The following is a 21,737-nucleotide window of genomic DNA, read 5'->3' on the forward strand; positions in this document are numbered from 1 at the left end:
CCCATCACTAGCCGGTCTTGAGCGCAAGCTCCATGGCTTCGGCGCGGCCGACGAGGCCGGCATACTTCCCGATCGGCAGTGGCTTGCCGAGCAGGTAGCCCTGCACGCCGTCGCAGCCCTCCTTGGCGAGGAAGGCGAGCTGGTCGAGCGTCTCGACGCCCTCGGCGATGATGGACATTTCGAGGCCGTGGCCGAGATCGATGACGGCGCGCACGATCGCCGCCGATTGCGGGTTGCGGCCGAGATTGATGATGAAGGCGCGGTCGATCTTGATCTTGTCGAACGGAAACGCCTGGAGATAGCTCAGCGAGGAATAGCCGCTGCCGAAATCGTCCATGGAGATGCGCACGCCGAGCGCCTTCAGCCGGCGCAGCAGCGCCAGGCCCCGGTCGAAATCCTCGATCAGCACGCCCTCGGTGATCTCGAGTTCGAGCCGGCCGGGCGCCAGGCCAGTTTCGATCAGGATCGAATGGACCAGCCCGACCACGTCGCCGTGCATGAACTGCGCCGGCGACAGATTGACCGCGACCTGGAGCGGCTTCGGCCAGGACGCCGCCTCGCGGCAGGCCTCGCGCAGGATCCACTCGCCCATCTCGACGATCAGGCCGCTCTCCTCGGCGATCGGGATGAATTCGGCCGGCGAGACCTGGCCACGCACCGGATGCTGCCAGCGCGCCAGCGCCTCGAAGCCGATGATCTCGCTCTCGGCGACGCTATGGCCGGCGGCCCCCTGCGGCTGGAAGGCGAGCGAGAGCTCGCCGTTCTTGATCGCCATCGACAGGTCCTGATGCAGCACGCGGCGATCGCGGATCTGCTGGTCCATCTCCGGTTGGTAGAGGCTGATCGTGCCGCGCGATTTCTGCTTGGCGCGGAACAGCGCCGCACCGGCATTGGCGAGCAACGAGGCGCCGTCGGCGCCATTGTGCGGGAAAATCGACATGCCGGTGGTGGCGCCGGCACGGACTGGCCGGCCGTCGATCTGGAATTCCCGCGCGACGGCTTCGCCGAGCTGCTGCGCCAGCGCAAGACCCGCCTCCGGCTGCTTGCCGTCGATGATCAGGCCGAACTCGTCGCCGGACAGGCGCGCCACCACGCCGCCGCGCGCGGAGTCCTGGAGCCGCTGGGCCACCTCGATCAGGAGCTTGTCGCCGAGCGCATGGCCGAAGACGTCGTTGACCTCCTTGAGGCCGTCGAGATCAACGCAGAGGACGGCGAACTCCTCGCCGGTGCCTTCGCAGGCCTCGATCATCTGGGTCAGCGCCTGCAGGAAGGCGGCACGGTTCGGCAGATCGGTGAGGCCGTCGTGATAGGCCATGTGCGCCATGCGCGACTCGGTCTGCCGGCGGTCGGTGACGTCTTCGTGGGTCTTGATCAGGTATTGCGGCTCGCCGGCATCGCTGAGCACGGTGGCGCGCCGGGTCAGGAACAGCCGCAGGCCGTCCTTGGTGGAGATCGGGTGCTCCTCGGTGATCATCCCGCGCTTCTTGATCGCAGCCTCGTCGCGCGCGATGATCAGCTTGGCTTCCTTGGGATTGAAGATGTCGGACGCGGTCAGGCCCGTGGCTTCCTCGCGCCTGCGGTTGAGGATCGTCTCGGCGCTGCGGTTGGCGAGCAGATAGCGGCCGTCCTTGACCTGCTCGACGATCAGCGCCACCGGGATGTTGTCGACGACGAGCTCGAGGAATTTCTTGGTGCTCTCCAGCTCCTGCGACAGTGAGCGGCGGTCGGTGATGTCCTCGAACACGAGCATCAGGAATTCGGGCTTGTTGTTCTCGTTGCGGACCACGATCCGGATCGAGGCAACCATGCGCCGTTCACCGCCGCGGTCGACCTCGAACTCATTACGGAACTGGCCGTCCGGCGAATTGAGCGCCGCCCGGTCGGTCGCCTCGATGCTGGCCGCTGAGACGGGGGCAAACAGCTCGCGCGCGTTCTTGCCGACGACCTGGTCCCGCGTAAACCCCCAGAACCGCTCATAGGCGGTGTTGGCGAAGATGTAGCAGCCGTCCTCGATGTTCTTCGCAGCAACGCAGGCCGGCACGTTGTCGAGCACCGTTTCCAGGAACTGCTTGGTCGAGGCGAGCTGCCGCGACAGCCTGCGCTCCTCGCTGACGTCGAGATGCGTCGCCACCGAGCCGCCGTTCGGCAGCACAAAGTATTTTACCAGGATGGCCCGGCCGTCAGGCAGTTCGGTGATCAGACCGTTGCCGCTTGCCGCCTTCTCGTAGAATTCCTTATCGGAGACGCCACCAAGGACCCCGCGCTTGCGCCGCAGCTCGAGGATGTCGTGGCCGTTCATGTCGGCCCACAGATCCGACCGTGACAGGCCATAGATCTCGAGATAGCGGTCATTGCAGAAGATGACGCGCCGCTGCGCATCGGTCATCACCACGCCCTGGTTGAGATTGTTCATGGCGGAGGAGACGAAGGCGTTGCGCCGCAGCTGCAACCGCCTGGTCCGGCGCAGCGCGGAGTGGATCCACAACGCGATTGCCACGAGGAACGCACAGACGACGATGCCCCCGATCAGGGCTTCCCAGATCAGGTTGGGATCGAGGTTGTCGAGCGAGCTCGGCGGGGCGAAGCTGTCCGACAGCGCAAAGGCACGCGCAGGCGCGACCGTGCCGGCCAGGCACACGACGGCCTGCACAGCAATCAGAATCGTGCTGTCCGCGTGCCAGTTCTTCTCAGCCATCAGCCACCCGCGATTTCAACGTCGGATTGTCTGGCCTCACGGGTTTGGATCGGGTAAACGCCTGTACGCGCAACAGAAAAATGTCACGTTAAATACGGCAATTGCCCTGACATGATAAATGCTTCCTTAACGGAAAATCACCCCGCGCCCTCGTTCCCGGGCTTGATGCCACCGGCGCTTCCAGCGGACCTCCTGCACAACCATGGATAGGGTCGACTGCATCGTCATCGGAGCCGGCGTGGTCGGGCTCGCGGTGGCTCGAAAGCTGGCCCAGGCCGGGCGCGAGGTCATCGTGCTCGAGGAAGCCGAGGCCATCGGCACCATCACCTCCTCGCGCAACAGCGAGGTGATCCATGCCGGCATCTACTACCGCGCCGGAAGCTGGATGGCGCGCATGTGCGTCAACGGCAAGCACGCGCTCTACCGCTACTGCGGCGAGCGCGGCATCCCGCACAAGAATTGCGGCAAGCTGATCGTCGCGACCAATGCGAAGGAAACCGAGAAGCTGCAATCGATCAAGGCGCACGCCGAGGCCAATGGCGTGCTCGACATGCAGTTGCTCACGGGCGAGGCCGCACGCGCGCTGGAGCCGGCGCTCGCCTGCGACGCCGCGCTGCTCTCGCCCTCGACCGGCATCATCGACAGCCACGCCTACATGCTCTCGCTGCGCGGCGAGGCCGAGGAAGCCGGCGCGGCCTTCGCGTTTCACACCCCGCTGATCCGTGCCAAGGCGGCCGCCGGCGTGATCGAGGTCGAGGCCGGCGGCGCGGCACCGATGGCGCTGCAATGCAGCCTCCTCGTCAACGCTGCGGGCCTCGCGGCGACAACGGTGGCGCGCAATATCGACGGCATGCCGCTGGACCGGATTCCGCCGGCCTATCTCGCCAAGGGAAATTACTTCAGCTGCAACGCCAAGGCGCCGTTCTCGCACCTGATCTATCCGGTGCCCGAGCCCGGCGGCCTCGGCGTGCATCTGACGCTGGACATGGCGGGGCAGGCGCGTTTCGGCCCTGACGTCGAGTGGATCGAGACGATCAACTACGAGGTCGATCCGTCACGCGCCGAGCGCTTCTATCCGGCGATCCGGAGATACTGGCCGACGCTGCCTGACGGCGCGTTGATGCCGAGCTATTCGGGCATCCGCCCGAAGATCGTGCCGCCGGCGGTCGCCACGCAGGATTTCCTGATGCAGGGTCCGCGCGATCACGGCGTGGCAGGCCTGATCAACCTGTTCGGCATCGAATCGCCGGGACTGACGTCCTCGCTCGCGATCGCCGATCACGTCGCCGAGCTCGCAAATATCTGAAGCGTCTTCAAGCGAAGCGGATACCACTTCGCGCAAAGAAGAAAACGCGTCCAAACAAGAAGCCGGAGCTATTTCCGTTCCGATTCCGTCGGAACGGAAATAGCTCTGGACGCCGCGCAAATGTCCTTGCGCGGCTTCGCATCTTCCAACAGGGATGAGCGCAACAGCACTCACCCCTGCCTGAAGGGGTACGATCAAACTCGACGCTGAATACGGGGTTTACTAGTGAAGCGTGTCGCCAGTGTGCTTCAGACGCTCGATCTGGTCCTTGACCATCAACTTCCGGCGCTTCAACTCAACAATTTGCAGGTCGTCTGTTGAAAGGTGCACGAGAGCTTCGTGCAATTCGTTTTCGAGAGTTTTATGCTTCCGTTCCAATTCAACCAGATGTGCCTGAATTGTCATTCGAAACCTCCTCGGTAGGGGTGACCTTGGATTCGATCCGGACGACGAAGTGTACATCACCGATTCGTTCTGTCGATGGATATCCGTCGTCGCCTTGTCATTTTTGAAAATTCATATGTAACGAAGCGTGAGTAAGGAACCGCGCTGGGAAAAATCCATGATATCAATGCGCTTGCGCAGCGCCGCAGCGAACCGTCGAAATATCTTGCGAGAGATCGGTGAGCGACGGCCCGAGATCGCTTGCGGTCACGGCGCGCAAGGACGATAATTTCCACAGGGCATCCACAGCCTTAATCTCACGACTATCGGTTTTTCGGCCACCGCAGACATGACCCATGAAGACGAGAGCGAACTCGAAGCCGAGCTCGCCCGGTTGCAGCAGGAACACCGAGATCTCGACGCGGCGATCGATGCACTGCATCAATCGCCTGCCCCCGACCTATTGCGGTTACAGCGGCTGAAGAAGCGCAAGCTGTTGTTGCGCGACCGCATCGCCTTCATCGAAGACCAGATCACGCCCGACATCATCGCCTGATCCCCAGCGGGCTTTTCGCGGCGGGGCGAGCCGGGTGAATCCTCTTGACTCCAAAAGAACAAAATAGGAACATTCAGGCACCAAACGCCCCCAGGAAACGCCCCAGAGAAACGCCCAAGGAACCTAGCAAGGACAACGCAGATGTCGGCAACCGCCCTTTTGGACAACAGCCATTATGAACAGGCCTGCGATCAGGCGATCGCGATGTGCGACGGCAATCTGCGCAGCACCATCAAGGCGCTGATCATGGCCAACGAATATCTGGAGGCGGAGCTCGAGGAATTGCAGGCGGCGATTTCAGCCGGCTGCATTCCGGAGACCTCTCGCAGCAAGGCGCGGAGCAGCGCCGCCTGATGTTGATGATCGGAGCAACGCCATGTCGGACGTCACCTACTACGTTGCAATGCCCTTCCTGATCGATGACGACGGATCGCCGGTCGCCGGCGCCGCGGAGGAATGTCAGTCCTCGACGGCCGCGCTGCGGCGCGCCGAAATTCTGGCGCGCGGCGCGGGCCACATCGGCGCGGTCGCATTTTGCCGCAGCGGCGATCCCATGACCGGCGAATTCGGCGACGCGACGCTGCTGCGCAAATTCGGCAACGTGCCGGAAGATCTGGCCACGTTGTAGGGCATTTATTGTTTTGAGCATGATCTCCGCGCAAACGCGTTTCGCATTTGTCGCGAGGAAAATTGCTGCACACTTTGCGCTAGCGCGGCCCTTCGGGTCCGGATCATGCTCAGTTGCTGACCAGCCTGATCCGCGGCTCGTGCCGCCGGCGCGCCTTGCGCACATACATTGCGGCATCCGCCTCCTCCAAGGCGCGGCCTGCGTCGGAATGCGCCCCCAGCAACGCGACGCCGGCGGAGGCGCCTGCGGTCACATTCTGGCTGCGGAAGACGAAGGATAATTCGTCGATCGCCTGCTCGAAGGCCGCGGCCTTCGCCTTGGCATCGGTCTCGTTGAGATTCCACAGCAGCAGCGCGAACTCGTCGCCGCCGAGCCGGCCGACCACGTCGGAGGCGCGGACCTGCCGCGTCAGCGCGCCGACGATCGCCTTGAGCACCTCGTCGCCGGCGGCGTGGCCGAAGGAATCGTTGATAGGCTTCAGCCGATCGACATCGAGCACGATCAGCGCGCCGGTGGCGCGATAGCGCTTCATGTAGGCGATGGCGCGTGTGAGCTCGCGCTCGAAGCCGCGCCGGTTCGGAATCTCGAGCAGGAAATCGGTGTCGGCGGCAGCTTCCAGTTCCGCGACCCGCCGCTCCGCCGCCTTGAGCTTGCTCCGCAGCCCGCGGATGATCTTTGCACTGTCCTTGGTGCCATCAAGCGACGCTCCGCGCCGCGGCGGCTTGGCCGGACGCTTGGTGGCAGGTTTGGACCGGCCGGCGCTGATTTTCCGGCCCTTTTTGGCCTTCGCAGCGCTCGCCCTTTTTGGTTTCTTCATGGGCATCCTGCTCAATGAAGGCTTGCGGGGATTCACCAAGACAGGATAGTGCATTCCCTTCTCCTTGCCACCGCCTTGCGAGCCGCCGGCCGGAACCGTTAATCTGGCCTATGTTTCTGTTTTCCCGAGCACAATTAACGTCATGACCGCGCCGATCGCCATCATCATGGGAAGCCAGTCGGACTGGGACACGATGCGGCATGCCGCCGACACGCTCGAGGCGCTCGGCGTTGCCGCCGAGACCCGCATCGTTTCGGCACACCGCACCCCCGACCGGCTGGTCGCTTTCGCCAAGGGCGCCAAGGCGGCGGGTTACAAGATCATCATCGCCGGCGCGGGCGGCGCTGCACATTTGCCGGGCATGGCGGCGGCACTGACGGAGCTCCCGGTCTTCGGTGTTCCCGTCGAATCGAAGACGCTCAAGGGCGTCGATTCGCTCTATTCGATCGTGCAGATGCCCGCGGGCATCCCGGTCGGCACCCTTGCCATCGGCAAGGCCGGCGCGATCAACGCGGCGCTGCTTGCTGCCGCCGTGCTGGCGCTGTCCGACCCAGCCTTGTCCGACCGCCTCGCCGCCTGGCGCAAGGCACAGACCGAGGCGGTCGCCGAGCGCCCGGAGGACAAGGCGTGACCGACGCAAAGCAGGTGAAGCTGAAGCCCGGCGACACGATCGGAATCCTCGGCGGCGGACAATTGGGGCGGATGCTGGCCATGGCCGCGGCGCGGCTCGGACTGCGCTGCCAGGTCTTCTCGCCCGATCCGGACTCGCCGGCCTTCGACGTCGTGCTGAACGCGACCTGCGCCGAATATGCCGACGTCGAGGCGCTCGAGCTGTTCGCCAACGACGTCGACGTCATCACCTACGAATTCGAGAACGTCCCGGCGGCCGCCGCGATGGTGCTGGACGCGCGCCGCCCGGTGTTGCCCAACCGCAAGATCCTGGAGACCACCCAGGACCGGCTCGCCGAGAAGGATTTCGTGACGCGGCTCGGCATCGGCACCGCAGCCTATGCCGACGTCACCTCCGTCCCCTCGTTGCGCGAGGCGATTTTAAGGATCGGTCTTCCGGCCGTGCTGAAGACCCGCCGCTTCGGCTATGACGGCAAGGGCCAGGCCATCATCCGCGCGGGCGACGACATCGCCAAGGTCTGGACCAGCCTCGCCACCAAATCGGCGATCCTGGAGGCCTTCGTGCCGTACGAGCGCGAGATCTCCGTGATCGCCGCGCGCTCGGTCGCGGGCCAGGTGGAATGTTTCGACGTCACCGAGAACGAGCACCGCGACCACATCCTGAAGATATCGCGCGCGCCCGCGCCGATCCCGGACGCGCTCGCCGAAGAGGCGCGCAGCATCGCAAGCAAGATCGCAAGCGCGCTCGACTATGTCGGCGTGCTGGCGGTGGAGATGTTCGTGCTCGCCAATGGCACCGGACCAAAGGTGTTGGTCAACGAGATCGCCCCGCGCGTGCACAATTCCGGACACTGGACACTCGACGGCGCCTCCGTCTCGCAATTCGAGCAGCACATCCGCGCCATTGCCGGCTGGCCGCTCGGCAAGCCGGTGCGCCACGGCGAGATCGTCACCATGACCAATCTGATCGGCGACGAGATCAACGATTACGAGAAGTGGCTGAGCGTTCCGGGCGCGACCATCCACATATATGGCAAGGGCGCACCGCGCCCCGGCCGCAAGATGGGCCATGTCACCGAGGTCCGGCCGCCCCGGGACAAGTGACGGGAGCGCGGCAATCGCCGCGATCCTCTGCCGACTGGATTTTGTTTTGACGCGTTGTCTTGATGCGAACCGGTATCCACTTCGCTCGAAAACGCTCTAGGCCGCCTTCGCGCCTGCGACGACGCCGGTGGGCTCCTCGCTGAGCCAGCGATAGATCACCCCGCCAAGCGCGCCGCCGATCAGTGGCGCGACCCAGAACAGCCAGAGCTGCGCCATCGCCCAGCCGCCGACGAACAGCGCGGGGCCCGTGCTGCGCGCCGGGTTCACCGACGTGTTGGTGACGGGAATGCTGACGAGATGGATCATCACCAGCGCAAGCCCGATCGCGAGCGGCGCGAAGCCCGCGGGCGCGCGGCCATGGGTGGCACCCATGATGATGAACAGGAACATCATGGTCATCACCACCTCGGTGAGGAAGCAGACCATCATGCTGTACTGGCCGGGCGAATGCGCGTCGTATCCGTTCGACGCGAAGCCCTTGGTGACGTCGAAGCCTGGGGCGCCGCTGGCGATGATGTAGAGCAGTTCGGCGGCAACGATCGCACCGCAGACCTGCGCAATCACGTAAGGCAGGATCTGTCCGGCCGGAAAGCGCCCGCCGGCGGCAAGGCCGACCGTGACGGCCGGATTGAGATGACAGCCCGAGATGTGACCGATCGCGTAGGCCATGGTGACGACGCTTAAGCCGAAAGCCAGGGACACGCCGACCAGGCCGATTCCGACCTGCGGGAAACCGGCCGCGATCACCGCGCTGCCACAACCTGCGAATGTGAGCCAAAAGGTGCCGATGGCCTCGGCAGCATATTTCTTCATATCCATGTGTCGTCCCCTCATTTCAAAGTTTCCGGAACAAAGCTCCGGTCGCCGCCCCGCCAAAGGCACCAAATCTCCCAAATCGGGGCCGCACAGAGGTATTTTCGCCCCATTTAATGGCTGAACTTGGCCCGAAAACCCGCTTGGCTGGTGGACATCCAGGGTTTTGTCTGATACATCCGCGCGCTCAAGGCTAAGGGCTTGTGCGTTTTGCCATCCCCTTTGACTTACCAGAATTCAAATCCGATCCACTGAAGAGGATGCCGCGTGCAGGTTCTCGTTCGCGATAACAATGTCGATCAAGCCCTCAAGGCGCTGAAGAAGAAGATGCAGCGCGAGGGTATTTTCCGCGAGATGAAGCTCCGCGGTCACTACGAAAAGCCCTCTGAGAAGAAGGCCCGCGAAAAGGCCGAAGCCGTGCGCCGCGCGCGCAAGCTGGCCCGCAAGAAGCTCCAGCGTGAAGGCCTGCTGCCGATGAAGCCGAAGCCGGTGTTCGGCGCTGGCGCCGGTGGTGAGCGCGGCGGCCGTGGCGGCCCGGGTGCTGGTCCGCGCGGACCGCGCTGATTTGCCGAATTTGTAAGACCTCAGCTTTCGATAACGCGGGCCGCTGGCCCGCGTTATTGTTTGTGAGCGGTGCCTTTCTGGGACGGGGCACTACCGATGCGGCGCTAAAGCGCGACGAGGTTGGTCGTCGCGCTTTAGATTGTTGTTTGAGCATGATTTTTTCGGAAAACCGCGGCACACTTTGCGCTGACGCGGCCCTTCGGGTCCGGATCATGCTCTAGCGCGAGCGAACCGTAGATGGCCTCCCCTTTCCCCGAGCGTGGCTTGGCGCGACTGCGCCAGATCTGGCAGCAACCGTTCGCACTGGCCTTGATGGGGATCGCACTATGCGGCTGCTCCTTCGATCTGGGATCGCTGATGCCGGAGAAGGAAAAGCCGCAGGAGGCCCCCAAGGCGGCGGCCGCCACCGAGAGCGCGGTCAGCCCGGCAACGTCACTGAGGCCCAGACCCACACCGCAAAGGCCCAAGCCCTGGCCAAGTCAGGCGAGACGGCAGCAGCGCTCGACGAATTCAATCGCGCGGTCGGGCTCGATCCCTACAACGCGCAGGCGCTGTATGGTCGCGCGCTGATCTACCAGGGCAACAACCAGCACGATTTCGCCGTCGCCGATTTCACCGCCGCGAGCGGGCTCAACCCGCAAAAGGCCGAGCCCCTGCTCGGCCGCGCCATCAGCCATCTCGCCCTAGGCAAGATCAAGGAGGCTACGGCCGATCTCGACGAGGCTTCCGAGGCCGATCCGCACAATGCCCAGGTCTGGACCGCGCGCGGGCAGGCCTATGAGCGGCTGGGTGACAAGGCCAAGGCGGCAGCGTCCTACACCAAGGCGGTCGCACTTCGTCCACGCGACGATACCGCCCGCAGCGGCCTCGCCCGCGTCGGCGGCTGACAGGGCGGCGCAAGGGCCGTCTTAGTCGGGGGTGGCGCTCTTCGGCAGAACGGCGTGGAACATCGACTTGACGCCGGACAGCATCTCGTCGGCGACATTGGTCTTCTTCGGCCGCGGCACGGACACACCGGCATCGGCACGCAGATCGAGCGGAGGCGCGATCACCGGCACGGGAATGTCAGCCGGCGGCGTGATCCGATTCGGGTCGTCATTGCCGACCGAGGCCGTGTAGGACGGCGACGAACCGCCATTGCCATACGGCTCGGGCGAGGGCGTGGACACGGTGATCGGCGGCGGCAGCGGACGGACCGCGGACGGCTCCGTCGTGGCGACACGCGGGGCCTCGGGGACGCGGGTGGCCTCGCGCACCGCGGGCTCGGGGGTCCGCTCGACCGGCTTGGTCTCGGCGGCTTTGGCTTCGGCAGCCTTGCCCTCAGGCGACTTGCGAAGACGCTCGATGGCGGCACGCGCCAGATCGTTGGCGTCGGGGGCCGCAGCCGGGGACGCCGCGGCCGGCGCAGAATTGGCCTCCACCACCGGGGCGGTAGCTGCCGGGATCGACTTCGCGGCCGCTTTCTCGCGCGCCGGGGGGCGGCCATGCGAGGTGGTGTCGGCGGGAGCGACGTCCGCAGCCTTGGTCTCAGGCTTGTCGGCGGGCTTCTCGGCCGCAGCCTTGTCCGTCGCAGTCTTGTCCGTCGCAGTCTTGTCCGTCGCAGTCTTTTCGGAAACGCTCTTTTCGGAGACACCCTTGGCCTTGACGCCGGGCGCCGGCAGGTTGGCGACGTCGGCGGGCTTGCCGTTCTTGCCAGCCTCGGCGGGTGCCACCACGGCCGTAGGGGTATCGGCCGCCGGCTTGGCGTTGATGTAGTGATTAACGATGTACGCCCCGATGATCGTCGCGAGCACCGAGGGGAAAATATCCATCGAGATTTTAGCGAGGTATTTCAGCATTTCTCGGCCACTCCCCGCGCGATCTGATGCGGGAACTTTGGGGCATTGTAAGGGATCAACTGCGACGGATCGATGGCAAACGGTAACGCCGGACTTACAGCTTCAGCTCGATCTCAAGGAACACGATCTCAGTTGAGGTTTCGTTAAGTACGTCGTGTTGGACGCCGGCTTTGCGGAAGTAGGATTTTCCGGCCGCAAGCTGCGCCTTGGAACGCTCGCCGCCGGGGGCCACGATGGTCATTTCGCCGGCGACGATGGGAACAATCACATAGTCCATCCCGTGGGTGTGATGCCCGGTCGCGCTGCCCGGGGCGAGCCGCCATTCGGTCACCCGGACCTCTTCGTTGTCGATCTGAACCTCGGACTTGGCGGCAAGCATCGGGAACTCCTTCAGGCATGATCCGGAAAAGTGTGGGGCGGTTTTCCGGAAAGACCATGCTCAAACAATAACCAGAAGCGCGACCGCGCTTCAGGGCACGAAAACCATGAACACGTAGACGGCAAATACCACCATATGGACCAGCCCGAACAGGACATTGGTCCTGCCCGTGCCGAAGGTCAGCATGCTCAAAAAGAAGGTCAGGAGCAAAAGGACGCTGCCCTGGGCGCTGAGGCCGAGTTCGAGCTCCTTGTCGAAGGCGTAGGTAGCGATGCCGACGGCCGGGATGGTGAGACCGATGGTCGCCAGCGAGGAGCCGAGGGCGAGGTTGATGCTCTTCTGGAGATCGTTCTTGCGGGCCGCCGCAATGGCCGAGACACCTTCGGGCATCAGGATCAGGAGCGCGACCAGAAGGCCGGCAAAGGCCGGCGGCGCGCCGATCCTGGCGGCGACGGCATCGACCACGAGCGAGAATTTCTTGGCCAGCAGCACGACTGCCAGGAGCGAGACCAGGAGCAGCCCCACGGTGAGCGCGAGCGCCCCGGCCGACGGGTGCGCCTCCCCGCCCTCGCCCTCCGCCCGTTCATGAACGAAGTAGTCCTTGTGCAGGACGGTCTGGGTGTAGAGAAACACCGCGTAGAGCGCGAGCGTCACCACGTCGACGAAGCCGAGCTGAACCGCCGAATAGACCGGGCCCGGCGTGGTGGTCGTGTAATTCGGCATGATCAGCGTGATGGTCGCGAGCGCGAACAGGACGCTGAGATAGACGTTGGCCCCGGAGAGCTGAAAACCCTGCTCGCGATAGCGCAGGCCGCCGATAAAGATGCAGAGCCCGACGAGACCGTTGCAGACGATCATGACCACGGCGAACACGGTGTCGCGCGCCAGTTCCGGCGCCGGCTTGTCGCCCAGCATGATCGTGGTGATCAGGGCCACCTCGATGATGGTCACCGAGAGCGTCAGCACCAGCGTGCCATAGGGCTCGCCGACCCGTTCGGCGATCACTTCGGCATGATGAACGGCGGCGAACACCGTGCCGAACAGGATGACCAGAAGGACGATGGCGAAGACGAGCCCGCCCAGCGAGAGCGTGAAGACGTAGCCCGTCGCACTGACGGCCGCAAACAACAGCACGGCCAGCGCCGGGAAGATCCAGGCCGACCGTGGCATCGGATTATGCGCGCTCATCCACCAGCTCCAGTTGTAGATCCGAGCAGTAGCAAATCGGCCGGCAGATTCAATGCCAGTGCAGGAGTGGTGCGACCGGCAGGACGGTCAGCAGCAGGAACAGCGGGATCAGCACGGCGCCGGCGCGCAGGAGATAGCCGAAGAAGCTCGGCATCTCGACGCCGTTTTCGCGGGCGATGCTGGCGACCATGAAGTTCGGCGCATTGCCGATATAGGTGAGCGCCCCCATGTAGACCGCGCCCATGGAGATGGAGGCGAGCGTGCCCGAGAGCGCATGCATCAGCACCTGCGGGTCGCCGCCGGCGAGCTCGAAGAACAGCAGATAGGTCGGCGCATTGTCGAGGAACGCCGACATCACACCCGTGAACCAGAAATAGGCGACCTCGCGCGGCGTTCCGTCCGGTGCCGTGACGGCGGACAAAAGCCAGGCGAAGGCGCCGTGGTGCCCGGCATCGAGCATGGCAATGACCGGGATGATGGCGACAAAGATGCCCGCGAACAGCTTTGCGACTTCGCGGATCGGCTCCCAGGTGAAGCCGTTGGCCTGCCTGTGCTCGTCCGGCGTCAGCCATACCGACAGCGCCGCAATGGCCAGCAGTGCCACGTTGCGGGCGATGTCTTCCAGCTCCAGCCTGGTTCCGAGAATGTCGAAGGCAATGCCGGGCTTCCACATCGCCGAGGCCAGCAGGCTCGCGACGATGGCTGCAATCAGCACGAGGTTGACGAGGCCGCGAATCCGCAGCGGCTTCGCGGGGCCCGCGTCTTCCTGCAACGGCTCGCTACGGAAGCGCCAGACGTCGATGACGACGAAGATCGCCAGCAACAATCCGGCAACGATCGTCGTCTGCAGCCAGATGTTCCGCGTGGTCCAGAAGAAGTCGACGCCGTGCAGGAAGCCGACGAACAGCGGGGGATCGCCGAGCGGGCTCAGCGCGCCGCCGACATTGGCGACCAGGATGATGAAGAAGATGACGACATGAGCGTTGCGGCGCCGCGGCCGGTTGGCCCGGATCAGGGGGCGGATCAGGATCATCGCCGCCCCGGTGGTGCCGACGACGCTCGCCATCAGCGTGCCGAGCGCGAGGATGCCGGCATTCGCCGCCGGCGTGCCCCTGATGTCACCCATGATGAGAATGCCACCGGCCACGACATAGAGCGAGAACAGGAGCACGATGAAGCCGAGATATTCGGCGAGCATGGCATGGACGAGTACGGCCAGCGTCGCCATGCCTCCTGCGAGCCAGACCAGCGAGCCGAGCGCCAGCAGTGACCAGGCTGCGGCGATCTTGCCGTAATGGTGGTGCCAGAACTTTGCAAACAGCAGCGGCCCGAGCGCGATCGACAGCAGGAGACCGGCAAAGGGCAGTGCATAGGGCCAGCGCATCGCCGCGCCGTCGAGTTCCGTCGCGGCCCATGCCTGCTGCGGCAACAGCGCGAGGATCGCAGCGACGGACAGGCCGCCGCGCAGCATCACGAGCCGTCTAGGAAGCAATGAAGCGCTTTGCTGTTTCAATCGCACCGAAAGCATCAAGATTGTCGTGTCCGCCGCCCGCAAAGCGAACGAACTGCTTCGGTTCATGCGCGAGCGCGAACAGACGCTCTCCGAACACGATCGGAATGGCAAGGTCATTGGTGCCATGCATCACCAATAGCGGCACCGTGACGCGCGCAATTCGCTCGTCGGAGCGAAACTGATCGCGCATCAGGAGGCGGACCGGAGCGAAGCGGAACAGCGAGGCGGCGACCTCGACCGTCGAAGTGTACGGCGCCTCCAGGACCAGTTTGCGGACCGGATGTTCGGAGGCGATGGCGACCGCAACGCCCGTTCCGAGCGAAAAGCCCCAGGAGACGATTCGTTCCGCCGCGTAGCGCGCCGTCGTGAAGGCGTAGGCGGCCGCGGCATCGCGCAGCAGGCCCTCCTCGCTCGGCGCGCCGGAGGAGCCGGCATAGCCGCGATAGGACAGCGCGACGAGGCCGGTGCCGTCGGCGGTCATCGCCTTGAAGCGGCTGACGCCGCCCGCGAGAAAATCGCCGTTGCCCGGAAAATACAGAATCACGGGGCGGCCGGGCCTGGCCGGCACGTGCCAGGCGATGACTTTCTCGGCATCGGACGTGGTCAGGACGTGCTCTTCCGCCTCGGGCAGGCCGGCGGCATCCGGAGCGGTGCGACCGACGGGTGGGATCGGAAACAGCATCTCGCGCTGCCGGACATACAGCACGACGAGACCGGCGCAATAGACGGCCGCGAGCAGGATGGCGATCCACTTGACGATGGTCATGATGATGCGGCCGGTCTCCGGCTCAGGGCTTGCGCCGGCTCCGCAGCAATTTCATGACGTCGAGCCGGATGCTCGCGGGAACGTCGCGGCAGCCGCACGCCGCCGCATGCGCGGCGTGCCATTTGACGCGCTGCTCGCGCGTCGCTTTGGGTGGCATGCGATGGGACCGGTGCCATTCCTTGTTGATGGCCACGATCCGCTTCCCTCGCGGGCTACATCGCCTTGACGATGTTCTCGGTGACCTTCTTGGCGTCGCCGAGCAGCATCATGGTGTTGTCGCGGTAGAACAGCGGATTGTCGATGCCGGCATAGCCCGAGGCGAGCGAGCGCTTGATGAACATCACGGTGCCGGCCTTCCAGACCTGGAGCACGGGCATGCCGTAGATCGGGGAGGTCTTGTCCTCTTCGGCCGCCGGGTTGGTGACGTCGTTGGCGCCGATCACGAAGGCGATATCGGCCTGCGCGAACTCGGAGTTGATGTCCTCGAGCTCGAACACCTCGTCATAGGGCACGTTGGCTTCGGCCAGCAGCACGTTCATGTGGCCGGGCATGCGGCCGGCCACGGGGTGAATGGCGTATTTCACCTCGACGCCTTCCTTCTTCAGCATGTCGGCCATTTCGCGCAGCGCGTGCTGGGCCTGCGCCACCGCCATGCCGTAGCCGGGCACGATGATGACCTTGGAGGCGTTCTTCATGATGAAGGCCGCGTCATCCGCCGAGCCGAGCTTGGCGGGCTTCTGCTCGCCGGTGCCGCCGCCGGCGGCAGCCGTCTCGCCGCCGAAGCCGCCGAGGATGACCGAGATGAAGGACCGGTTCATCGCGTGGCACATGATGTAGGACAGGATCGCACCGGAGGAGCCGACCAGCGCGCCGGTGATGATCAGCGCGGAGTTGCCGAGGGTGAAGCCGATACCAGCCGCGGCCCAACCGGAGTAGGAGTTCAGCATCGAGATCACGACCGGCATGTCGGCGCCGCCGATCGGGATGATCATGAGCACGCCGAGCGCCAACGCGAGGATAACGATCATCCAGAAGTCGAACGCGCTGCCGGTCAGCACGAGACCGACGATGAAGAACACCAGCGCCACGGCGAGCGCGATGTTGATGATGTGACGGAACGGCAAGATGATCGGCGCACCGCTCATCCGCGCGGACAGCTTCAGGAACGCGATCACCGAACCGGTGAAGGTCAGCGCGCCGATGGCGACGCCGAGCGACATTTCAACGAGGCTCTGGCCATGGATGTTGCCGGGCGTGCCAATGTCGAAGGCTTCAGGCGCGTAGAACGCGCCGGCAGCGACCAGCACCGCGGCCATGCCGACCAGCGAGTGGAAGGCAGCGACCAGTTCCGGCATCGAGGTCATCGGCACGCGGCGCGCGATGACCGCGCCGATGGCGCCGCCGATGGCGATGCCGACGATGACCAGCACCCAGGCCAGGCCGTCAGCCGGCGGATGGTTGGCGAGCGTGGTGGCGACCGCGATCGCCATGCCGATCATGCCGAACAAATTGCCCTGGCGCGAAGAGGCCGGGCTCGACAATCCCCGCAGCGACAGGATGAACAGCACCCCCGCCACGAGATACAAGAATGCAGAGAGATTGGCGTTCATCTCAGGTCCCCATTGATCCCTTCAGCCCGAGGTGGCCGCTTACTTCGACTTCTTCTTGTACATCGCCAGCATGCGCTGGGTGACAAGGAAGCCGCCGAAGATGTTCACGCAGGCGAAGATCAGCGCCACGAAGCCGAAGGCGCGTGCCCAGCCCGAGCCGCTCGAGACGTTCGCGACGCCGCCGGCGAGCAGCGCACCGACCACGATCACCGAGGAGATCGCGTTGGTCACGCTCATCAGCGGCGTATGCAGCGCCGGCGTCACCGACCACACCACGAAATAGCCGACGAAGACGGCGAGAACGAAGATCGACAGCCGGAAGACGAAGGGGTCGACGACCTGTGCTGCATGCTCCATGGCGGCTCTCCTTAGACCTTCGGCTGGAAGTTCGGGTGGATGACAGCGCCGTCCTTGGTCAGCGCGGTCGCCTTGACGAGTTCGTCGTCCCAATTCACGGCGAGCTTCTTCTCCTTCTTGTCGACCATGGTCTCGATGAAGGAGAACAGATTGCGCGCGTAGAGGCTGGAGGCCGAGGCCGCGACGCGGCCTGCGACATTGGTGTAGCCGACGATCTTGATGCCATCGAGGTCGACGACCTCACCGGCCCTGGCGCCTTCGACATTGCCGCCGCGCTCGACGGCGAGATCGACCAGCACCGAACCCGGCTTCATCGACTTGACCATCTCGCCTGAGACGAGCATGGGCGCCGGCCGGCCCGGAATCAGCGCCGTGGTGATCACGATGTCCTGCTTCTTGATGTGCTCGGCGGTGAGCGCGGCCTGCTTGGCCTGGTACTCCTTGGACATTTCCTTGGCGTAGCCGCCCGCGGTCTGCGCGTTCTTGAACTCCTCGTCCTCGACGGCGAGGAACTTGGCGCCGAGCGATTCCACCTGCTCTTTCGTCGCGGGCCGTACGTCGGTCGCAGTGACGATGGCGCCGAGGCGGCGCGCGGTCGCGATCGCCTGGAGGCCGGCGACGCCGACGCCCATCACGAACACTTTCGCGGCGGGCACGGTGCCGGCGGCGGTCATCATCATCGGGAAGGCGCGGCCGAAGGCTTCGGCGCCCTCGATCACGGCGCGGTAGCCGGCGAGGTTGGCCTGCGAGGACAGCACGTCCATCACCTGCGCGCGCGTGATGCGCGGCATCAATTCCATCGCGAAGGCGGAAACGCCGGCATCGGCCATCGCCTTCAGCGCGGCATCGTTACCGTACGGATCCATGATGGCGATAACGAGCGCCCCGCGCTTGTATTGCGCAAGCTCCGATGCCTCGGGGCGCTTCACCTTGATGATGATGTCGGCGTCCTTCAGCGCGTCAGTGCTGACGGTGGCACCCACGGCGGTGAATTCGGAGTCCGGCAGCCCCGACTTGAGGCCGGCGCCCGGCTCGACGGCGATCTCGGCGCCGAGCGCTTTGAACTTCTTCACCGTATCAGGCGAAGCGGCAACGCGCGGCTCCGACGGATCGATTTCCTTGGCAACGGCGATCTTCATAGGCCCTCCGGCGGCGCGGGAAAAAGCGCGCACGCAAACTTAGCGTCACTCCCGCAACGTTGGATACCGGTTTTGGCACCGGTTTGAATGCAAATTTTATGGGCACCGACGGCGCTGTCGGTGCGGCAGACGATGGATCAGGTGAGGAAGATCGCCATCAGGATCACGATGAGCGCGACCGAGGCCGTGCCGTATTTCACCAGCTTGATGAAGCCCTCATAGGTCTGCTCGTGGGCAACGTAGTCGTTGCCGTCGGCAGTGGTGTACGCCACTTCGCTATGGTCAGCCATGGATTGTCCCCAGTCGAAAGTCGAATTCTGGGGCTGGGATACCTTAATCTTTCGGGCAGGGCAACGGCAGGCAAGCGCGGTTTTCCCGCAAATCAGGTCATTTGGAATTCCGATTGCCGGGAATTCGGGCTCTCGCGCCGCTCAGCCCTGATCGATCATCGTGGCGGTGACACTCACGGTCGGTCGCCGTGGCTCCGGAAGACCGAGCGCCGCGCGGACCGCGTCGATCGCCTTCTCGCCCGCCTCGGTAAATCGCGCCATGCGCGGATCCGTACCGGGACCGACCGCCACGGAATGGTCGCCGGCCAGGAAGCCATGGGTCATGTGGAACCCCAGCGCGCGATAGACCTCGAACTGCTCCTCCGAGAAGAACTGATCGCCGGTGGTCTCGTGGGGGAAGGTGTCGTTCCGCCGCGCATAGTCGCGGATGTAGTCGTTCTCGTCGCTGGAGAGCGAGGACTTGATATAGACGAGATAGCCCTTGTCATCGCCGCCATAGTCGATGCTGCCGATCGCCACGTGGACGTGCGGAGCCTCGTCCGGGGCGTCGGAGGACGCTGGTGCGGACTTCCTGTCGGCGTTCTCCGCCATGATGGCGCGGGTGCGGTCACGGATCGGCGTCCAGGGCAGATCGATCCGGACCCCGAGGTCGATGCGGGCATAGCGCTGCAGCTTCATCAACGAGGAGAAATTCATAGGCGCGTCGGCTTCCGCGTCGACCGCGACGATCACCTTGCAGCGCCGGCGCAGCAGCTCGTAGACGCCGAGATTTTCGATGTGGCCGCCGTCGGTGAGATAAACGCCGTCGCTGTTCTCGTAGAGACGGCCCGAGATTTCCGACCACAGGAACAGCGGCGTGGAGCGGCGCTGCGGCCGGGCTGTGGCCTCGACATAGCGCGGGTTGCTCAGCCAGTAGCCCAGCCGCACGTTCAACAGCGCGAGCGTCGGCGTCAGCGCCTTGATCGAGTTCGAGCCCATATTCGACGACGCCGCCGCCCCGGAGATCGCCATGGCGGTGGCGAGGTCGAGGCTTTGCTCGAGACGCTCGACCGCCGGAGTCCTGGCGTAGCGCGTCGCCTCGCTGCCGACATAGAGCGGCGAGAAGACGAAGAAGTCCGCATTGCGGCCGCGCCGGTTGGCGAAGTCCGATCCCTGGATGTTGAGCGCCGTGTTGATGAGATGATAGGGCGCCCGCAGCTTCGGCGCGGCCGGCCGATCGGTCGTCGTGGCACCGTCGTCCGCGACCACGAAAAGCTCGCTCAACTTCATGCGATCGAGCGGCTTGAAATCGCGCCCCTGGTCGAGGCTCGCCTCGGCGCGCGCGATATTGCCGTCTGCCGAGCGGCCGGGGTCGAACAGGAAAGCCTTGCTCAGCCGATCGCGGTACAGGCGGTGCAGCGAATTCGCATTCGGTGTCAGGGACCAGGAGATCGCAAACAGCAGCATGCCGACGAGCGTGTACAGGATCACCACGGGCAGGCTGTGCGCGTAGCCGGAGCCTCGATCCGTCCAATCGAATTGTCTTGCGACATTGCCCGCGGCAAATGCGAGCCACGCCGGAACGTGGGATACCGGCGTCAACCAGTCCGTCGTCGCCGTCGCTGCGGCAGCTTTTGGCGTGATCTCAGCCGAGAGGGTGCCGGCAGCCGCGTCGAACTCGATCTTGCCCGACAGGTTTGCCGACGCGGGCACAGTCGATTTGTTGGCGGCGAGACAGCCCTTCTGCGCAATAACGGTCAGAGGCGCCTGGCATTTTTCGATCGGATCGTTGGCGATGCCCCAATAGGACAGATAGAGATAGGCGACCCAGATGATCAGCGGCAGCGCCAATCCGGCGATCCACAGCGCGACCTTGGCGATGATCGCGAGCACCAGCGAGCCCCATTGCGAGGATACGCTGTTGCCCTTCAGGAATTCGGCGAATTGCTGCCTGAAGGCCGTGACGAATATGCCGATCGGCGCGGCGATCGCGGCGAGCGATTTGATCCAGGTGACGGCGACGCCGCCGACCGGCCCGCCGATCGTGTTGCTGTCGACGACATCGAACATCTGCAACAGCATGAAGGGCTGGAACTCGAAGAACGCGATCACGGCAAGCAGCACCAGGAAGGTCGCGCCGGCGGTCGGCCAATGCGAGCGAAACTCCTGGCGGTTCTCGGGACTTGCAAACGACTGCTTGAGCGCCCAGCCGAAGAACAGGCCGATGCCGATGATCGCCGTTGCCAGCGTCAGCGCGAAATTCCTGATCTGAAGGACGCGGGCGAAGTCGCACGCGATGCCAAGCAGGAACGCGATGCCCGCGGCATAGGTCAGGAAGACGGTTGGGCCGATGCCCCGTTCCGCGCGTGAGAGCAGATAGGCAATTCCACCGCAGGCAAGCAGCACCAGCGCAAAGATCGCGCCGATGGCGGCGAAACCGAAACGGTCCGCGATCCAGCCGAAATGGTGCAGCTCACATTGCGGCGAAGCGCCGTCGGCAAGATCGACACCGAAGAAGTTCGCGACCGTCAGGCAGCTCCGCAGCGGGGTCGACCAGATGGTAACGGCGGCGAGCAGCAGCACCGCCGGCAGCGTCAGCCCGATATTGGCGATCAGGCCGCGCGCCACGATCGCAATCCCGGTCAGGAGATCGCGGAAGCCGGCCGGGACCAGGTAGTTGGAATAATTCCTGATGTGCCCGACCGACGGCGTGTCGCTGATCTCGCTGGCGGTCACGGTTTCCCCGGTCGGCCGCTCGCCGAACACGAAACGGCCTGTCACCGTCATGGTCGTGCTGAGCGAGGTGCCGATGTAGCCGCCGCCCGATACGGTGGAGAGATAGTCGATCCGTCCGATCAAATCGTGGTGGTTCAGGGCCTGGAGCACGCCGAGACACATGGCCGAGGAGCGGATGCCGCCGCCCGACAAGGCGAGCCCGACGACGTCGAGCATCTGGCAGGCGACGATACCGTCGGGGTCGATTTGCCGCGCCTCCTCGCGGCGCGTGTTGATGGCCTCGATCTCGTCGCGCACGATCTGCTGATGCTTCTCGCACCAGGGCGTTTCCTCCTCGAAGGCTGCGGCGTTCCGTGCTGCGCCAGGTCGCGGGACCTGTCCCTGGTCGGGCATGCGAGCCTCTCCCGAGCAACAAAAAGCGATCGGCAATCAAGAGTTGAAAAAA

Annotated in this window: 22 protein-coding genes and 1 pseudogene; 8 read left to right on the forward strand and 15 right to left on the reverse strand. The window is 64.6% G+C overall.

What is annotated here, in order from left to right; all coding sequences use genetic code 11:
* Positions 1–7 precede the first annotated feature (7 nt).
* Positions 8–2,695 (reverse strand): EAL domain-containing protein, encoded by a 2,688-nt coding sequence (locus tag ACE10W_RS33070; RefSeq protein ID WP_011089844.1) that lies wholly within the window; start codon positions 2,693–2,695, stop codon positions 8–10.
* A gap of 202 nt (positions 2,696–2,897) precedes the next feature.
* Here ACE10W_RS33070 and ACE10W_RS33075 point away from each other — a divergent pair, with 202 nt between their 5' ends.
* Positions 2,898–4,001: an NAD(P)/FAD-dependent oxidoreductase gene (locus ACE10W_RS33075; protein WP_028173029.1), complete on the forward strand. Its 1,104-nt coding sequence runs from the start codon at positions 2,898–2,900 to the stop codon at positions 3,999–4,001.
* Between the two features lie 222 nt (positions 4,002–4,223).
* On the opposite strand, the gene ACE10W_RS33080 is transcribed toward ACE10W_RS33075, so the two are convergent.
* A complete protein-coding gene (locus tag ACE10W_RS33080; RefSeq protein WP_008131172.1) occupies positions 4,224–4,406 on the reverse strand; it encodes a YdcH family protein in 183 nt (60 codons plus the stop codon).
* Between the two features lie 328 nt (positions 4,407–4,734).
* Between ACE10W_RS33080 and ACE10W_RS33085 the strand changes: the two genes are divergently transcribed.
* The 3 genes from ACE10W_RS33085 to ACE10W_RS33095 all read left to right on the forward strand — a co-directional run bounded on the left by ACE10W_RS33085 (position 4,735) and on the right by ACE10W_RS33095 (position 5,569).
* On the forward strand, positions 4,735–4,941 hold the full coding sequence (locus ACE10W_RS33085) for a YdcH family protein (RefSeq protein WP_011089847.1): 207 nt from the start codon (positions 4,735–4,737) through the stop codon (positions 4,939–4,941).
* A 141-nt stretch (positions 4,942–5,082) separates the two neighbouring features.
* Positions 5,083–5,295: a hypothetical protein gene (locus ACE10W_RS33090; protein ID WP_027545542.1), complete on the forward strand. Its 213-nt coding sequence runs from the start codon at positions 5,083–5,085 to the stop codon at positions 5,293–5,295.
* Between the two features lie 22 nt (positions 5,296–5,317).
* Positions 5,318–5,569 carry a hypothetical protein gene (locus ACE10W_RS33095; RefSeq protein WP_011089849.1) on the forward strand — a complete coding sequence of 84 codons (252 nt, stop codon included), beginning with the start codon at positions 5,318–5,320 and terminating at the stop codon, positions 5,567–5,569.
* A 109-nt stretch (positions 5,570–5,678) separates the two neighbouring features.
* On the opposite strand, the gene ACE10W_RS33100 is transcribed toward ACE10W_RS33095, so the two are convergent.
* The gene (locus ACE10W_RS33100; RefSeq protein WP_161536536.1) at positions 5,679–6,386 is read right to left on the reverse strand and encodes a GGDEF domain-containing protein; all 708 of its coding nucleotides are present in this window, start codon (positions 6,384–6,386) and stop codon (positions 5,679–5,681) included.
* A gap of 142 nt (positions 6,387–6,528) precedes the next feature.
* Here ACE10W_RS33100 and purE point away from each other — a divergent pair, with 142 nt between their 5' ends.
* Both purE and ACE10W_RS33110 read left to right on the forward strand, forming a co-directional pair.
* Positions 6,529–7,017 carry a 5-(carboxyamino)imidazole ribonucleotide mutase gene (purE, locus tag ACE10W_RS33105; protein ID WP_011089851.1) on the forward strand — a complete coding sequence of 163 codons (489 nt, stop codon included), beginning with the start codon at positions 6,529–6,531 and terminating at the stop codon, positions 7,015–7,017.
* Positions 7,014–8,120: a 5-(carboxyamino)imidazole ribonucleotide synthase gene (locus ACE10W_RS33110; protein ID WP_011089852.1), complete on the forward strand. Its 1,107-nt coding sequence runs from the start codon at positions 7,014–7,016 to the stop codon at positions 8,118–8,120. Before purE ends, ACE10W_RS33110 begins: the two co-directional genes overlap by 4 nt.
* Before the next feature lie 96 nt (positions 8,121–8,216).
* On the opposite strand, the gene aqpZ is transcribed toward ACE10W_RS33110, so the two are convergent.
* Positions 8,217–8,939, reverse strand: coding sequence for an aquaporin Z (gene aqpZ, locus ACE10W_RS33115; protein WP_028173027.1), 723 nt, complete (start codon positions 8,937–8,939; stop codon positions 8,217–8,219).
* Between the two features lie 261 nt (positions 8,940–9,200).
* On the opposite strand from aqpZ, the gene rpsU reads away from it, so the two are divergent.
* Positions 9,201–9,497, forward strand: coding sequence for a 30S ribosomal protein S21 (rpsU, locus tag ACE10W_RS33120; RefSeq protein WP_011089854.1), 297 nt, complete (start codon positions 9,201–9,203; stop codon positions 9,495–9,497).
* Between the two features lie 237 nt (positions 9,498–9,734).
* Positions 9,735–10,384, forward strand: a pseudogene (locus ACE10W_RS33125) (tetratricopeptide repeat protein).
* A gap of 21 nt (positions 10,385–10,405) precedes the next feature.
* On the opposite strand, the gene ACE10W_RS33130 reads toward ACE10W_RS33125, so the two are convergent.
* The 11 genes from ACE10W_RS33130 to ACE10W_RS33180 form a co-directional block, all read right to left on the reverse strand.
* Positions 10,406–11,335 (reverse strand): hypothetical protein, encoded by a 930-nt coding sequence (locus ACE10W_RS33130; RefSeq protein ID WP_304548241.1) that lies wholly within the window; start codon positions 11,333–11,335, stop codon positions 10,406–10,408.
* A 94-nt stretch (positions 11,336–11,429) separates the two neighbouring features.
* A complete protein-coding gene (locus tag ACE10W_RS33135; protein WP_028173024.1) occupies positions 11,430–11,714 on the reverse strand; it encodes a cupin domain-containing protein in 285 nt (94 codons plus the stop codon).
* Between the two features lie 90 nt (positions 11,715–11,804).
* On the reverse strand, positions 11,805–12,902 hold the full coding sequence (locus tag ACE10W_RS33140) for a calcium:proton antiporter (RefSeq protein WP_011089858.1): 1,098 nt from the start codon (positions 12,900–12,902) through the stop codon (positions 11,805–11,807).
* A 49-nt stretch (positions 12,903–12,951) separates the two neighbouring features.
* A complete protein-coding gene (locus tag ACE10W_RS33145; RefSeq protein WP_375762440.1) occupies positions 12,952–14,373 on the reverse strand; it encodes a sodium:proton antiporter in 1,422 nt (473 codons plus the stop codon).
* Positions 14,374–14,383: 10 nt separating this feature from the next.
* A complete protein-coding gene (locus ACE10W_RS33150) occupies positions 14,384–15,181 on the reverse strand; it encodes an alpha/beta hydrolase (RefSeq protein ID WP_304548244.1) in 798 nt (265 codons plus the stop codon).
* A 22-nt stretch (positions 15,182–15,203) separates the two neighbouring features.
* Entirely contained in the window at positions 15,204–15,374 is a 171-nt protein-coding gene (locus ACE10W_RS33155; RefSeq protein ID WP_165448174.1) for a hypothetical protein, read from the reverse strand.
* 19 nt (positions 15,375–15,393) lie between these two features.
* Complete coding sequence (locus tag ACE10W_RS33160) at positions 15,394–16,791, reverse strand: NAD(P)(+) transhydrogenase (Re/Si-specific) subunit beta (RefSeq protein WP_011089861.1); 1,398 nt, start codon at positions 16,789–16,791, stop codon at positions 15,394–15,396.
* 39 nt (positions 16,792–16,830) lie between these two features.
* On the reverse strand, positions 16,831–17,148 hold the full coding sequence (locus tag ACE10W_RS33165) for a proton-translocating transhydrogenase family protein (RefSeq protein WP_011089862.1): 318 nt from the start codon (positions 17,146–17,148) through the stop codon (positions 16,831–16,833).
* Between the two features lie 11 nt (positions 17,149–17,159).
* Positions 17,160–18,287, reverse strand: coding sequence for a Re/Si-specific NAD(P)(+) transhydrogenase subunit alpha (locus tag ACE10W_RS33170; RefSeq protein WP_304548245.1), 1,128 nt, complete (start codon positions 18,285–18,287; stop codon positions 17,160–17,162).
* Positions 18,288–18,424: 137 nt separating this feature from the next.
* Positions 18,425–18,577 carry an aa3-type cytochrome c oxidase subunit IV gene (locus ACE10W_RS33175; protein ID WP_008136857.1) on the reverse strand — a complete coding sequence of 51 codons (153 nt, stop codon included), beginning with the start codon at positions 18,575–18,577 and terminating at the stop codon, positions 18,425–18,427.
* A gap of 141 nt (positions 18,578–18,718) precedes the next feature.
* Entirely contained in the window at positions 18,719–21,685 is a 2,967-nt protein-coding gene (locus ACE10W_RS33180; protein ID WP_304548246.1) for a cell division protein, read from the reverse strand.
* Positions 21,686–21,737: the final 52 nt, after the last annotated feature.

Source organism: Bradyrhizobium sp. B025 (assembly GCF_042257955.1).
In the GTDB taxonomy this organism is placed as follows: Bacteria; Pseudomonadota; Alphaproteobacteria; order Rhizobiales; family Xanthobacteraceae; genus Bradyrhizobium; species Bradyrhizobium diazoefficiens.